The following is a 12,792-nucleotide window of genomic DNA, read 5'->3' on the forward strand; positions in this document are numbered from 1 at the left end:
CAGCGTAACAGTGTTATGTTACATTGTTATCAGGAAGGAGTGTTATACAGTTGAGTACAGATTTAATTTCAAAAAAAGATTTATTAGAACTAACTGGTATTTCATACGGACAGTTATATAGGTGGAAAAGAAAAAATTTAATACCGGAAGATTGGTTTGTACGAAAGTCAACATTCACGGGTCAAGAGACATTTTTTCCGAAAGAAAAGATATTAGAGCGTATTGATAAAATCCAAACGATGAAAGAGGATTTATCACTTGATGAACTAGCAAATATGTTTTCACCGAGTGTAAGAGAAATCCTTTTAACAAAGGAAGACATATTACGTAAAGGGATTGCATCAGAGCCAGTTTTACAATTCTTTATAGAACAAACGAATAAAACAACAGAGTTTCAGTTTGCAGATATTCTGTATGTGTATATGTTAGAAGAATTACTACAATCGGGAGAGATTAGTTTAGAAGAAGGAAAAATGGTCTTGCAAGTTTTAAGTGAAAATTATGAAGCGATTAAGCATAAAACTTGTGATTTAATTATCGTCCGAAAGTTAGGGATTTCTACTTGTTTCTTAGTTTCAAACGTGGATGATTTGATTTTTGAAAAAGGCACCAAAATTGTTTTACGCAAAGCGATTATGAAATATACCGAAGCATTAAAAACTAAACTTTTGTAGTGGAGGAGAAAGTATGCGTACAGATAATTTGATTATTAATGGTTACGGTTCATCGAATGGTGGCGAGTTTCATAAAGTGCAATTAAACGGAAAAGGAACTGTGAATGGCAATGTTGAATGCGATCAATTTGAATGTAACGGTTACGGTGCCGTTACTGGCGATTTAAAAAGTAACAGTGCACGTATTAGCGGATCTGGAAAAGTCGATGGTACAGTACATGCAGAAATGATGAGAATTGATGGGAAAGCAACAATTACGCAAGATGTGAAGGCAAATAGTTTGAAAATTGCCGGAAAAGGTACGATAGGTGGAAATGTCACGGGTGAAGAATTTAAAGTCAATGGGCAAGCGACAATTGATGGGAATTGCGAAGTGGATACTTTTTCTTCAGAAGGACAATTTACAATTGGCGGATTATTAAGCGCGGATGAAATAAATATTAATATTCACGGTACATGTCGAGCGAAAGAAATTGGTGGTCAAACGATTAAAGTAAAACATAGATTAAGCGCTTTTAGTAGACTGTTTAAATCCGTATTTGGTATGCAGTTAGAGGCGGAACTATTAGAAGGTGACAATATCGATATTGATTATGCCCACATAAGAACGGTAAGAGGAAATAATGTCACAGTAGGACCGAACTGTGAGATTGAACTGATTGAATATACGGGTGTTCTTACTGTTGATAAAAGCGCAAATGTAAAAGAAATAAAGCAGGTTTAATGGGAGGGAGTAAGTAATATGGAACATCAACATAGTCTAACTGTCAATGGTTCTGGTAGTTCGGCAGGCGGAGATTATAACAAAGTGAAGATACGCGGTGAAGGAACAATTTCTAATGATATGAGCTGTAATGAATTTAAAACGTATGGCACGAGTGAAGTACGCGGTAATATGAAAGTGAAAAACTATGTTGTGTATGGTGATAGTGAAGTACAAGGAAATGTAACTGCGAAATATGTAAAAGTATATGGAAATACACAAATGCATAGTGATGCACATATTGAAAAAACAAAAGTAAGAGGTATGATAGAAGTTAAGGGAAAGTTTACTGGTGATTTCGTAGATGTGAAAGGCGCTTTAAATGTGAAAGGAGATATTGAAGTAGAGGAATTATCACTAACGGGTGGTCTTGAAAGTGATGGATTACTTAATGCTGAAAATATTGAAATTTCACTTCGTTATGAAGGGAGCAAAGTGAGAGAAATCGGTGGTAAAAAGATTTCTGTTCGTAAAAAAGCGAGATTTATTCCATTTACAAGTCATACTGGTAGCCTCCAAACGTCTATCATTGAAGGAGATGAAATTTATTTAGAGCATACTATTGCTGAAGTAGTAAGAGGAAACAACGTTACTATTGGTCCAGGGTGTGAAATTAGCGTTGTAGAATATCATACTAGCTTTAACCAAAAAGGTAATGCAGTTGTAAAAGAACATAAACAAATATAAGTAGTACGAGGGAGAGCAAGGTTATGGTTGAGAAGAATAATAAGCTCGGCTTTGTTGTGGCGGGCTTATTGCTAGGTATTTTAATGGCATCGATGGATAATACCATTGTCGTAACAGCAATGGGAACGATTGTTGGTGACTTAGGAGGTCTTGAAAACTTTGTATGGGTCGTTTCTGCCTATATGGTCGCAGAAATGGCAGGGATGCCGATATTCGGTAAACTATCAGATATGTATGGTAGAAAGAGATTCTTTATTTTCGGTTTAATCGTCTTTATGATTGGTTCGGCACTTTGTGGTACTGCTGAAAATATTACACAGTTAGGTATTTATCGTGCCATTCAAGGTATTGGCGGCGGGGCATTAGTGCCGATCGCGTTTACTATCGTTTTTGATATTTTCCCTCCAGAAAAGCGCGGGAAAATGGGTGGATTATTCGGAGCAGTATTTGGTTTATCCAGTATTTTTGGTCCGTTACTTGGTGCGTATATTACAGATTATATTAGCTGGCACTGGGTATTTTATATTAACTTACCACTTGGCGTTTTAGCACTTATTTTTATTACATTCTTTTATAAAGAGTCACGAGTTCATAGAAAGCAAAAAATTGACTGGTTTGGTGCAATTACTTTAGTTGGTGCAGTAGTTTGTTTAATGTTTGCTTTAGAACTTGGTGGACAAAAGTATGATTGGGATTCTAGTTTTATTTTAAGTTTATTTGGTGGGTTCGCTATTTTAATTATTGCATTCATTTTCATTGAACGTAAAGTAGAAGAACCGATTATTTCATTTGAAATGTTTAAACAGCGATTATTCGGCATGAGTACTATTATTGCATTATGTTACGGTGCTGCGTTTATGTCAGCAACTGTGTACATACCGTTATTCATTCAAGGTGTATACGGCGGGAGTGCAACAAACTCAGGATTATTACTTTTACCGATGATGTTAGGATCAGTCGTAACAGCACAGTTAGGCGGATTTTTAACGACGAAGCTTAGCTACCGAAACATTATGATTATTTCTGCGGTTATTATGCTAATTGGACTATTCTTATTAAGCACATTAACACCAGAAACAAGTCGTGCATTATTAACAGTGTATATGATTAGTATTGGATTTGGAGTTGGATTCTCATTCTCTGTACTAAGTATGGCAGCTATTCACAACTTTGGTATGGAACAGCGAGGGTCTGCAACTTCAACGAGTAACTTCATTCGTTCGTTAGGAATGACATTAGGTATTACAATCTTCGGAATGATCCAAAGAACAGGTTTCCAAGATCAATTAGAAGAAGCGTTTAAAGGGATGAGCGGGGGAATGAATACAAACGCTTTAGGAGATTCAAGAGCTATTCTATCAGAATCGGCAAGATCTCAAATCCCGCCGCAAATATTAGATAAAATTATTGACGCTCTTTCTAGTTCCATTGTCCAAACATTTATGTGGGCATTGGTACCAGCTGGTTTAGCATTCATATTTATTTTCTTTATGGGAAATGAGCGCATGGTAATTAAGAAACAACAAATGAATAAAAAGAGCGAAACATCAAAAGCGTAATGAAAAAGCTCCTTTCCAATTGGAAGGGAGCTTTTTCGTATGTACGGATTTAGATTAGCCTTCGATGATTTCGTATTCTTCGTCTGCTAATAATAAAATTTGTGTTTTCTTACCTTTGTTTTGAACTTCGATTACATCGTAAGCACCTAAGTCTCTTACTTTGCTTTGAGAAGCGTTAACCATAACTTCAATAGAATCAATTAAGATATCTTCTTCAATGTATGATTCAGGCAATGCCATATCTTCAGTATCTAATACACATGCGTATAGATTTTGTAAGTTTTCAGCAGTTGGGTTTTGTTCCTCAACATCAATGATGTTTTTTACTGCTTCCATATTTTCTTCTTTTGCTTGGTATACTTTAATTTTAGCCATTGTTTTAATCTCCTTTATAACGTAATCGTAGAGGCTACACTTCATTATAACGTTTTTTTCATGAAAGATGAAATTGTTATATGTATTTATAGCGAAAAATATGTATGATTCCTTAGTGTTAGTGTAAATTCCTTCCGTTAAAGTTATATTGTCCAAGCTTTTCTCATATTCCGCTCATATTATATGTATTAGATAAAACATATAGGGAAGGGATGGAGTGAAAGTGGGTTGTGGGTCGAGACGAAATTGTCAATGTGATCAAAAAAGCATATGTGAATTTTTACAAAGTCTAGAACCGTTTACTAAAGTGGAAAGTATCGTAATAGCTGGAAATGAAATTGTTGTATCCTATTTCCTTTCATTTAATGAGAGAAAAGGGATTGTATCATTTGTACAAGAGGAAGATGAGGTTATCTTTGTAGATTGCTCTAGGATTGATGCAATTCGAATAGGAAAAATTTGTAGTTGTAAAACGAAAGTTAAATTTATTGAAGAGGATTTTAGTCTACTTGGAAATGTGTGCCCGCAATGTTTAACAGAGGGAAGTACACTCTTTTTTGATTTTCACAATCCAGAATTAAATGTATCTCTACAAGCAAAAACAATTGATGCACCTAGTTGTACTGAGTTTATAGATGAGATGGGGAATATCGTAAAGCAAATTACTATAGTAGGTGAAGCGATTGTTTCTAAAGATTTTGTTCAAGTGCCGGAACTATTAAACTTTCGGTTAGTTTTATCTGATACGGCTGTGAATCCTTTAAAGTTTGGAATACTGTTCATTAATTTCCCTGACCTTACGTTTATTATTCTTTTCGCATCGAGTGGATATCTCAACATATCGAACTGTTTAAAAATCGAGCGTGGGGCTGGTAATGCGGAGATAGAAGAGATGAAAAAGATGATATCGAATGAAGATAATATGTACACATCAGTTGTTAAAGGGACTAAAGTATATAAAAACGGAGGAACAGAATCATTTGTTTATAAGAATGAGTTATAACATATATATTTAAATGAACCCTTAAACTAATGTTGAGGGTTTTTACATTATATTATCTGTAACCCTTTTTACATGACAGTCCTTTACTTATTATTAGATGTTATAATAATTTTATATTTATGAATAATTTAACAATATATAGAGTTTAGTAGACGTTTGCCTATATGTAGCATAAAAGGAATTTTGAAAAAAAGTAGAAGTACATTGATGCTAAGGAAAGTGGGAATGTAAATGATATATGAAGCGAATATACTTACAAGAGAAAAATTAGTTACTATGTTCCAAGATTTCAATAACGTTGTTTTACTTTCTTATTTACAAGGACATATGGGTACCGCTTGGGTAAATGATCTTGAAAATCCAACAGTAGCGCAAGTTACGGTAGGGATTTTTACATTTTACGCTGGGGATTCGAATGCGAAAGAAACAGAAGAATTATTAGGTAATATTCCTGAGAGAATGTTAGTAATCGTAAATAGTGAAGAGTGGAAAAAGCGTTTAGAAACATACTACGAAAGAAAAATAGATAAGTTTTTACGTTATAAATTCAAACGGAAGGCGGAAGTTTTTGATTGTTCAAAATTGCAATCTTTTATATCAGTGCTTCCCAAAGGATATGAGTTACGAAGAATAGATGCACATATTGTAAATAACCCTACATTACATAAGGTTTCAGAAGATTTTACAAGTCAATTTCAATCAGTCGAAGATTATTTAAACCGAGGTATAGGGTTTAGTATTTTGTATAAAGGAGAAGTTGTATGTGGTGCATCATCATATAGCATTTATGATAATGGGATTGAAATCGAAGTGGCGACTGATCACAATCATAGAAGAAAAGGGTTGGCAACTATAGTTAGTGCGGCGTTAATCTTGGATTGTTTAGAAAAAGGGATATATCCAAACTGGGATGCAGCAAATACTACATCTGCAAAACTAGCAGAAAAGTTAGGATATGTTTTTGATAAAGCGTATGATACGTATTTTGTGGATAATAGATGAATTCATTTTTAAATAAAAGAGCAGCTAGCAAAAGCTAGCTGCTCCTCTCCAAAGGAGAATGGAGAAATACAATCATGTAATTTACATTATTGACGGAATAGTAATTTTTAATCAAATAACTATAAAAGTTTTGATAAAATATCTTTGATTAAACCTGAGGCTCCAATAAAGAGTACTGATAGAAAAACGATTGAGAATATACTTTTTTTAGGTTTTTACATTCTAAGTAAATGTTAAAAATGGCACCAATTGCAACTACAATAAAGATAACAAGTCTTACTACATCTATCATGAATAACGCTCCTTTTCATCACTTAATTGTATTATATAGGAATTCGCCTTCTGATTAGTTTGTTGGAATACGATTTAAGATAATTTTAAACAAAATAATCTTTTATACGAAAGTAATGAGAGGAGAAAAAGAAACGTATGTAGTAATTGTATAACTTGTAGAAGCTGATAGTGACCAAATAAAGTGAGTTGTATAGTGATTTATATTTTTATATACGTCTTCTTTAGGCGCAATTACAGCTTACATAATAAAACACATTTATCGTAGTGATCTAAACACCAATTATATTTTTTTAGAATAATTGGATGAACTACTTCTTTAGCAGTATCGACCTCAGTATAGCCATATTTCTTATAAAAGTTTTCTAATTCCTCAAAAGGAAGACAATATACATGTTGTACTTGTAATTTCTTCGCAGTTTCTACTAAAAATGAAACAAGTTCCCCAGCTAATTGTAAACCTCTAAATTTAGGGAGAATAAAAATCCCGCCCATTTCTATCGTATCTTTATCTATTTGGACTAATCGACCAACACCTGCATACACATTGTCGTATGTAATGATTGCCACCATATCTCGATTTAAATCACTTCGTACAAATCCTATTGAGTCATATTGATTATTAATCCATTCTAGATCATTAGATGTGGCCAGTTGGATATTCATATACATCCTCCCTCCGAATACTAGCTCTATCTCCATTATATAGAACATAAGATGGAACCTAGCTATAGCACATTTGTTTAAGTTATTAGTTAAAGGTGTGGGTTTGTTGGGGGTGAAATGATGGCTTCACCAGGCAAAGGAAAATAACCTTGTGAATATAGTGTTACATAGTCAAAAAGAATAGTGGTTCATGTGTTTGGTAATGTATTATTGTTTAAGCGTATAGAGTTTATAGGCTTACTTTAATTAATAGCTACTATATTTATTGGAACTAGTGAGGAAATATGATAATCAACAGTCCGAGTGATAAAAATCGCATTAGTATTTAGTAAAAAACTCCTTCTGAAAAAGGAAATGGGATTTAAAAATAAGAGCACTTCGAAAAGTGCCCTTTAGTAACGACTACTCATTCTAAAAAGAAAGGATGCAATATATCATATGAAGTTAAGTGTATTTAATTATGGGCCTTTTATATAAAAGTTTTATTTTGTTCCGAATAAAAAGGCGGTTGTTTCCGCAACCACCTTTCAGTAAAACAAAGCACTTTTTATGAAATAAATTATGGATGATCCCTAAAAAAGGTTATAGGATATACCCACATTTTTATAACTAAAGTGACGAACTCAGGTTATAAGAAAGAAACAATTATATTGTATGAAATCTATTCTAGAGTAGTCACAAAGAAAGTTGTCTTCCTATTAGAAGGCAGCTTTTTTTATTAGAAAAAGAAGTAGAAGATTAAGTTACTTGTCCAAACAAATTTTTAAAAAATACATAAAATGCTATTAGTTAGTCAATATTTTAATATTGCTAATTTTTAAGACTAAAAGGGGTGATTTTATGTGTGAATGTGAAGTTTGTAGAAGAAAGAAAAACCGGGATCCATTAAACCGGGATTGTGAGCCGAAAAAAGAGGATTGCGAATCATTGAATTCTTATTCATTTAGTAAAAATGCAAATTTTTTAGAGGAAGCTATACAAACAGATGAAATCGATCAAGTTTCTGAGGAATATATTGAAATAGTTGATTCAGCAGATGTACAAGTTACTACTACAGATACAAAAGCTGCGCTATCTATCCAAGCGGCATTACAAGCAGCTATTGTGGTTGTAGTAAGTATTTCTATAGCAGATAGTGAAAAGGCAGATAAAATAACACAAGAATTGTTTCAAAAATCATCGATTAAACAAATTAATAGACAAAAAACATTTATTAAAAATTCCAGAAACGTAACGGTAACAACTACTGATACAGATATTGCAGTGAATATTCAAATTCTCCTTCAAATTTTATTAGCTTTATTAGTTAAATTAAACATTTTATAAAGTGTCTATTCTATGGATATTTAGCTATAGGTTTTCACTCTAAGTAAATGTTTTTTGGTGTAATATGTGGTACAAGCTTGGACTTTTTCATTATGACTGAATTAATATTCAAGATTGATGGGAAATTAAGTGTGGAAAACTACACAATAACAAAGGTGAATTTATTATTTAACAGTAATTAAAACTTATATATTAAGTAAGGGAAAGCTGTCTTCGTATTGGAAGACAGCTTTTTGATTTTATTAGTAAAAAGCAGTGAAAAATATAAGATTAAGTTACTTGTCCAAGCAATTTTTATTTAAATACATATAATGCTCGTAGTTATTTGAAATTTTTATAGAAAATTGATTGGAGTGAATATTGTAAATGGATGATTTAAACAAATTTTCTTCCTTTAAGTTTGATAAGGATCAAAAGAATATAATCATAGACCTTTTACTCTCAGATATTTTTAATAGGCATGGGATAAATGAAGAAAAACTAAAAAATTTATCGCCAGAAAAAAAGCAGCAAATTAAAAGCATTGTTTCTGAAATACAATCACAAGTTAATAATTATTTAGATTGAAAGGGGGTGAACGTATGAGAAAAACATGTCATTCAGATGAAAATAAAAAGTGGAGTGCATTAGATTCCTCAAATCCTCATCCATCTTTTAAAAATGCTAGCGTTTCAGAAGCAGCTGCGCAAGAAAGTAAAATTTACCAAATTTCTGAAGAATCTATTACAATTGTTGATTCAGCAGATGTAGAAGTTACTACTACAGATACAAAAGCTGCGTTATCTATTCAAGCAGCATTACAAGCAGCTATCGTGGTTATAATAAGTATATCTATAGCAGATAGTGAAAAAGCTGACCGTGTAGCACAAGAATTGTTTCAAAAATCATCTATTAAACAAGTTAATAAACAAGAAACTGTTATTAGAAATTCTAGAAATGTTACGGTTACGACTACGGATACAGACATAGCAGTAAATGTTCAAATTCTTCTCCAAATTTTATTGGCTTTACTAGTAAAATTAAATATTTTATAAAATGTTTAACCTTTTTTAGATATAGTGCATCTTACAGGTAAATATTCACTGTTTTAATTATAGTACAGGCTATAAATATTCATCATAACTGGACTAATATTCAATATCACCAAAGCATGAATGTAAACAAATAATGTGATGGAAAATAAATTTCGGTTATTTTATGAAAATTTAAAAGCCATTTCCTTTATTGGATTTGGCTTTTAAATTTTAAACAGTATAAATTTGAAAAGATTATATTAAGATAAAGAATTAAAATATAATGATACAAAATACTTATAAAATTACTCGTGTTATAGAAAAATAATAAGAAAAAGGTGTTTAAAATAGAATCATTTTCATTAACAGTTCAAGTTTTGAAGAATAGTGCATACAATATAAAGTGTTTTCCTTTCTTCATTTAAGTTTTACGTATATAATTTAAAAGTACTATTTTTATTTTATATTTTTTATATTTATAACAGAATAGAGGTTTAAAAATGGGTGTTAAAATCATTACGGATAGTGCGGCGGATTTACCGGTAGAATTGCTGCAAGCATATGATATTGATTTAATTCCACTCCGTGTTTATGATGAAGCAGAAACAGAGTATTTAGATGGAGTTACATTAGAGTCAGTTACATTATTGCAAAACATGAGAGAAGGCGCTGTTTATAGAACGTCATTGCCTTCACTTGAAACTTTCCAAGAAAAATTTGTTTCTTATGCAAAAGAAGGTAATCCTTGTATATATTTAGCTTTTTCATCTGAACTGTCCGGTACATATCAATCGTCAATTGTTATTAAAGAAGAAGTGAAAGAAACATATGCTGATTTAGATTTAGAAATTATTGATACGAAATGTGCTTCGCTTGGCCAAGGGCTTGTCGTATTAGAAGCTGCTAAAATGGCGAAAGAAGGCGCATCAAAAGAAGATATTTTAAAACGTGTTGATTTTCTAATGAACCATATGGAGCACATCTTTACTGTAGCTGATTTACAGTACCTTGTAAAAGGTGGACGTTTAAGTAAAGTAGCTGGTTTTATCGGTGGTTTACTAAATATTAAGCCGATCTTAAATGTGGAAGAAGGAAAACTTGTACCACTTGAAAAGGTACGAGGGAAAAAGAAAGTATTAAGCCGTATTGTTGATATTATGGAAGAGCGCGGAAAAGGCCTTAAAGGTCAAACAATCGCTATGACTCACGGTGATGACTTAGAAACAGCTGAAGCGTTAAAAGCATTAATTACAGAAAGATTTGGCTGTGAAGTATTTATCATAAATACAATTGGTGCAGCAATCGGAGCACATACAGGACCTGGCGTTATAACGTTATTTTTCTTAAATGAAGTAGAGTAAAGGATTGATCTTTTGATCAATCCTTTTTTAATCTCATTTATATGTAATTATTTATTCACTTTCTCTTTAAAAGGTAAGAAGGTAGATAGGAAAATGATAATCGCTAGTCCAAAGCCGAATCTTTCAGTTTGATCAATTACTAAGTCATTTTTCCACTGATAAATGAAAGAAGCCAATATTAAAAGTAAAGCAGCGCCTCCAGCATATCTAACTATTTTTCGTGAAGATTCATCTTTAATTCTTACAAACATTTGTATCATCCTTTCATTTTTATTGAATAATTTGATAAACTAATTTCTAGGATTTGATATTAATAATTCGTCTATTAAATTTATTTAATTTTTTCGGTTTACAATAAATATCTTCTATGTACTAGGTAAATGTAATGAACTATAACTATCTAAATGAAGAATGATAGTTTACATGTAGTTAAATCCTTTTCATTAGTTTTATCGTAATTCAAGTATATGATTCTGTTTTTGTTAATAACAAGTAGTAAAATCACATAAAAAAATGGGTGAAAAACCTAAATTTTAACGATTAATTTTAACAAGGCATCTAGAAATAATCATTGTATGAATGTAAAATTAAAATGTGTGATACATTTTTTTACATTTTTGAAGTTATACATTTCCTTAATATGAAAGATTAAGCAATACATAATGGCTTATTTAGTGAAAAGTAAGAAATGGTTAAGCAGGGAGAGTAGAAAGATGGAAATAGGGGAACGTATTCGCCATGTTCGAATGCATAAAGGATTAACACAGGGGGAACTCGTATCAGGAATATGTTCAATAACATATTTAAGTAGAATAGAAAGTGGAAAAATAAAACCGTCATCTTCTTTTATAAAAAAGGTTTCTAAGAAGTTAGAAGTTAAGAGTGATTATCTTATAAATGGAAATTTCGAGGAGATAAAGCTTACTATTTTAAAAATATGTAATAAATATAAAAAAGATAAAAGTATTACAGAAGGTGACTTATCTTTGTTAGAATTATACGTTCGTGAAGTGGATTCAATCCCTTTATTACTAAAAGTATATGGTGTACTTATATACTATCATGCCCGACAAAAAAATGTGTTATATGCGAAATCGCTTATAGATCAAGCTTCGCAAATGATACCAAGTCAGGTCGAAATGCAAGATCCTGAAGATTATATTTATTATTTAAAAGCTCGAGGTTTATATTTTTATAATCAACAAGACTACAGTGCTGCGCATGATATTTATGTACAAGCTGAGAGTTTACTTGGCGTAGAAGAAACTGAACAACACGGTCATATATACTATAATTTATGTCATGTATATAAGGAGCTTTATAAAGATAAAAATATTAGTCGTTTGTATGCCTTAAAAGCTTACAACATATACAGAAAAAATGGTATGCAGAAAAACGTAATAAATACACTTTTAATGATTGCGATATTGTATATTATGGATGAGTTATATGAAAAGGCACTTGAAATTTTACAACAAGTAGAAAATAGTTTGGCTACTAATGGTGATTCAAGGTATTTACCCATCATTTCATATGATTACGGTAAAATTTATCAAGGTTTAAAAGACTATACGAATGCCATTAAATACTACGAAAAAACTTTAGAATTAAGTGAGTTTTTATCAGAGAAAGATCAAAAAGTATATGCGTTACGTAACATGCTGGAAATTTATATAGAACTTAAAGATTGGAAGAATGTTAATAAGGTTATGAATGAAGCATTTCATTTTTTATCGATTTATGATGTACCGATTGCATTTGTCCAACTATATGGGTTGAAAGCTAAAGTATTCAAAATACGTGGAGATTATTATGAGTATGAGAAAAATATACAAAAAGCAATTGAAGCAGGATTAGAAAAAAAACAACACCGCTTAGTTGCTGAACTATCCTATGAACTAGGTAACTTTTATAATGAAAATCGCTCTTATAAATTATCTGCGAAATATTATAAAATATCAGTTGAAAATAAAATGGATTTATAGGGAAGTTTAGTGAAAAACTCAAATAAATTGTAAGGGGTTATCCAAAAGAGTAGTATATTTTATACTTTTTGGATAACCTTTTTCATT

Annotated in this window: 14 protein-coding genes; 11 read left to right on the forward strand and 3 right to left on the reverse strand. The window is 31.6% G+C overall.

Annotated elements, in window-relative coordinates; translation table 11 throughout:
- The first annotated feature begins 50 nt into the window (after positions 1 to 50).
- The 4 genes from Q9B79_RS04540 to Q9B79_RS04555 are packed head-to-tail and all read left to right on the forward strand — an operon-like array spanning position 51 to position 3,683.
- Positions 51 to 674 carry a YhbD family protein gene (locus tag Q9B79_RS04540; RefSeq protein WP_306182788.1) on the forward strand — a complete coding sequence of 208 codons (624 nt, stop codon included), beginning with the start codon at positions 51 to 53 and terminating at the stop codon, positions 672 to 674.
- 13 nt (positions 675 to 687) lie between these two features.
- Positions 688 to 1,398, forward strand: coding sequence for a bactofilin family protein (locus Q9B79_RS04545; RefSeq protein WP_306182789.1), 711 nt, complete (start codon positions 688 to 690; stop codon positions 1,396 to 1,398).
- Positions 1,399 to 1,416: 18 nt separating this feature from the next.
- Entirely contained in the window at positions 1,417 to 2,124 is a 708-nt protein-coding gene (locus tag Q9B79_RS04550) for a cytoplasmic protein (protein ID WP_306182790.1), read from the forward strand.
- Positions 2,125 to 2,147: 23 nt separating this feature from the next.
- Positions 2,148 to 3,683, forward strand: coding sequence for an MDR family MFS transporter (locus Q9B79_RS04555; protein WP_306182791.1), 1,536 nt, complete (start codon positions 2,148 to 2,150; stop codon positions 3,681 to 3,683).
- A 54-nt stretch (positions 3,684 to 3,737) separates the two neighbouring features.
- Here Q9B79_RS04555 and Q9B79_RS04560 read toward each other — a convergent pair whose 3' ends face one another.
- The gene (locus Q9B79_RS04560) at positions 3,738 to 4,058 is read right to left on the reverse strand and encodes a hypothetical protein (RefSeq protein ID WP_001062733.1); all 321 of its coding nucleotides are present in this window, start codon (positions 4,056 to 4,058) and stop codon (positions 3,738 to 3,740) included.
- Positions 4,059 to 4,281: 223 nt separating this feature from the next.
- On the opposite strand from Q9B79_RS04560, the gene Q9B79_RS04565 reads away from it, so the two are divergent.
- Both Q9B79_RS04565 and Q9B79_RS04570 read left to right on the forward strand, forming a co-directional pair.
- Positions 4,282 to 5,061, forward strand: coding sequence for a BC_2878 family exosporium-associated protein (locus Q9B79_RS04565; RefSeq protein WP_306183323.1), 780 nt, complete (start codon positions 4,282 to 4,284; stop codon positions 5,059 to 5,061).
- A 231-nt stretch (positions 5,062 to 5,292) separates the two neighbouring features.
- Positions 5,293 to 6,063, forward strand: coding sequence for a GNAT family N-acetyltransferase (locus tag Q9B79_RS04570; protein WP_306182792.1), 771 nt, complete (start codon positions 5,293 to 5,295; stop codon positions 6,061 to 6,063).
- 525 nt (positions 6,064 to 6,588) lie between these two features.
- Here Q9B79_RS04570 and Q9B79_RS04575 read toward each other — a convergent pair.
- Positions 6,589 to 7,020: a GNAT family N-acetyltransferase gene (locus Q9B79_RS04575; protein ID WP_306182793.1), complete on the reverse strand. Its 432-nt coding sequence runs from the start codon at positions 7,018 to 7,020 to the stop codon at positions 6,589 to 6,591.
- A gap of 840 nt (positions 7,021 to 7,860) precedes the next feature.
- Here Q9B79_RS04575 and Q9B79_RS04580 point away from each other — a divergent pair.
- The 4 genes from Q9B79_RS04580 (at position 7,861) to Q9B79_RS04595 (ending at position 10,720) form a co-directional block, all read left to right on the forward strand.
- A complete protein-coding gene (locus Q9B79_RS04580; RefSeq protein WP_306182794.1) occupies positions 7,861 to 8,346 on the forward strand; it encodes a spore coat protein in 486 nt (161 codons plus the stop codon).
- A gap of 366 nt (positions 8,347 to 8,712) precedes the next feature.
- A complete protein-coding gene (locus Q9B79_RS04585) occupies positions 8,713 to 8,913 on the forward strand; it encodes a spore coat protein W (protein ID WP_000342253.1) in 201 nt (66 codons plus the stop codon).
- A gap of 14 nt (positions 8,914 to 8,927) precedes the next feature.
- Positions 8,928 to 9,380: a spore coat protein gene (locus Q9B79_RS04590; RefSeq protein ID WP_306182795.1), complete on the forward strand. Its 453-nt coding sequence runs from the start codon at positions 8,928 to 8,930 to the stop codon at positions 9,378 to 9,380.
- A 479-nt stretch (positions 9,381 to 9,859) separates the two neighbouring features.
- Positions 9,860 to 10,720, forward strand: coding sequence for a DegV family protein (locus Q9B79_RS04595; RefSeq protein ID WP_306182796.1), 861 nt, complete (start codon positions 9,860 to 9,862; stop codon positions 10,718 to 10,720).
- A gap of 47 nt (positions 10,721 to 10,767) precedes the next feature.
- Here the strand turns inward: Q9B79_RS04595 and Q9B79_RS04600 are convergent, their stop codons facing one another.
- Positions 10,768 to 10,971: a hypothetical protein gene (locus Q9B79_RS04600; RefSeq protein WP_074608545.1), complete on the reverse strand. Its 204-nt coding sequence runs from the start codon at positions 10,969 to 10,971 to the stop codon at positions 10,768 to 10,770.
- A 462-nt stretch (positions 10,972 to 11,433) separates the two neighbouring features.
- On the opposite strand from Q9B79_RS04600, the gene Q9B79_RS04605 reads away from it, so the two are divergent.
- The gene (locus Q9B79_RS04605) at positions 11,434 to 12,705 is read left to right on the forward strand and encodes a helix-turn-helix domain-containing protein (protein ID WP_306182797.1); all 1,272 of its coding nucleotides are present in this window, start codon (positions 11,434 to 11,436) and stop codon (positions 12,703 to 12,705) included.
- Positions 12,706 to 12,792 lie beyond the last annotated feature (87 nt).

Source organism: Bacillus sp. MHSD_36, from assembly GCF_030757775.1.
Classification (GTDB): domain Bacteria; phylum Bacillota; class Bacilli; order Bacillales; family Bacillaceae_G; genus Bacillus_A.

What these genes read in the sequence shown, in the direction of transcription:
- Q9B79_RS04590 (WP_306182795.1), top strand. Translation starts at nt 8,928, where the DNA reads ATGAGAAAAACATGTCATTCAGATGAAAATAAAAAGTGGAGTGCATTA.
- Q9B79_RS04560 (WP_001062733.1), bottom strand. Translation starts at nt 4,058, where the DNA reads ATGGCTAAAATTAAAGTATACCAAGCAAAAGAAGAAAATATGGAAGCA.
- Q9B79_RS04550 (WP_306182790.1), top strand. Translation starts at nt 1,417, where the DNA reads ATGGAACATCAACATAGTCTAACTGTCAATGGTTCTGGTAGTTCGGCA.
- Q9B79_RS04595 (WP_306182796.1), top strand. Translation starts at nt 9,860, where the DNA reads ATGGGTGTTAAAATCATTACGGATAGTGCGGCGGATTTACCGGTAGAA.
- Q9B79_RS04605 (WP_306182797.1), top strand. Translation starts at nt 11,434, where the DNA reads ATGGAAATAGGGGAACGTATTCGCCATGTTCGAATGCATAAAGGATTA.
- Q9B79_RS04585 (WP_000342253.1), top strand. Translation starts at nt 8,713, where the DNA reads ATGGATGATTTAAACAAATTTTCTTCCTTTAAGTTTGATAAGGATCAA.
- Q9B79_RS04580 (WP_306182794.1), top strand. Translation starts at nt 7,861, where the DNA reads ATGTGTGAATGTGAAGTTTGTAGAAGAAAGAAAAACCGGGATCCATTA.
- Q9B79_RS04570 (WP_306182792.1), top strand. Translation starts at nt 5,293, where the DNA reads ATGATATATGAAGCGAATATACTTACAAGAGAAAAATTAGTTACTATG.
- Q9B79_RS04600 (WP_074608545.1), bottom strand. Translation starts at nt 10,971, where the DNA reads ATGTTTGTAAGAATTAAAGATGAATCTTCACGAAAAATAGTTAGATAT.
- Q9B79_RS04545 (WP_306182789.1), top strand. Translation starts at nt 688, where the DNA reads ATGCGTACAGATAATTTGATTATTAATGGTTACGGTTCATCGAATGGT.
- Q9B79_RS04575 (WP_306182793.1), bottom strand. Translation starts at nt 7,020, where the DNA reads ATGAATATCCAACTGGCCACATCTAATGATCTAGAATGGATTAATAAT.
- Q9B79_RS04555 (WP_306182791.1), top strand. Translation starts at nt 2,148, where the DNA reads ATGGTTGAGAAGAATAATAAGCTCGGCTTTGTTGTGGCGGGCTTATTG.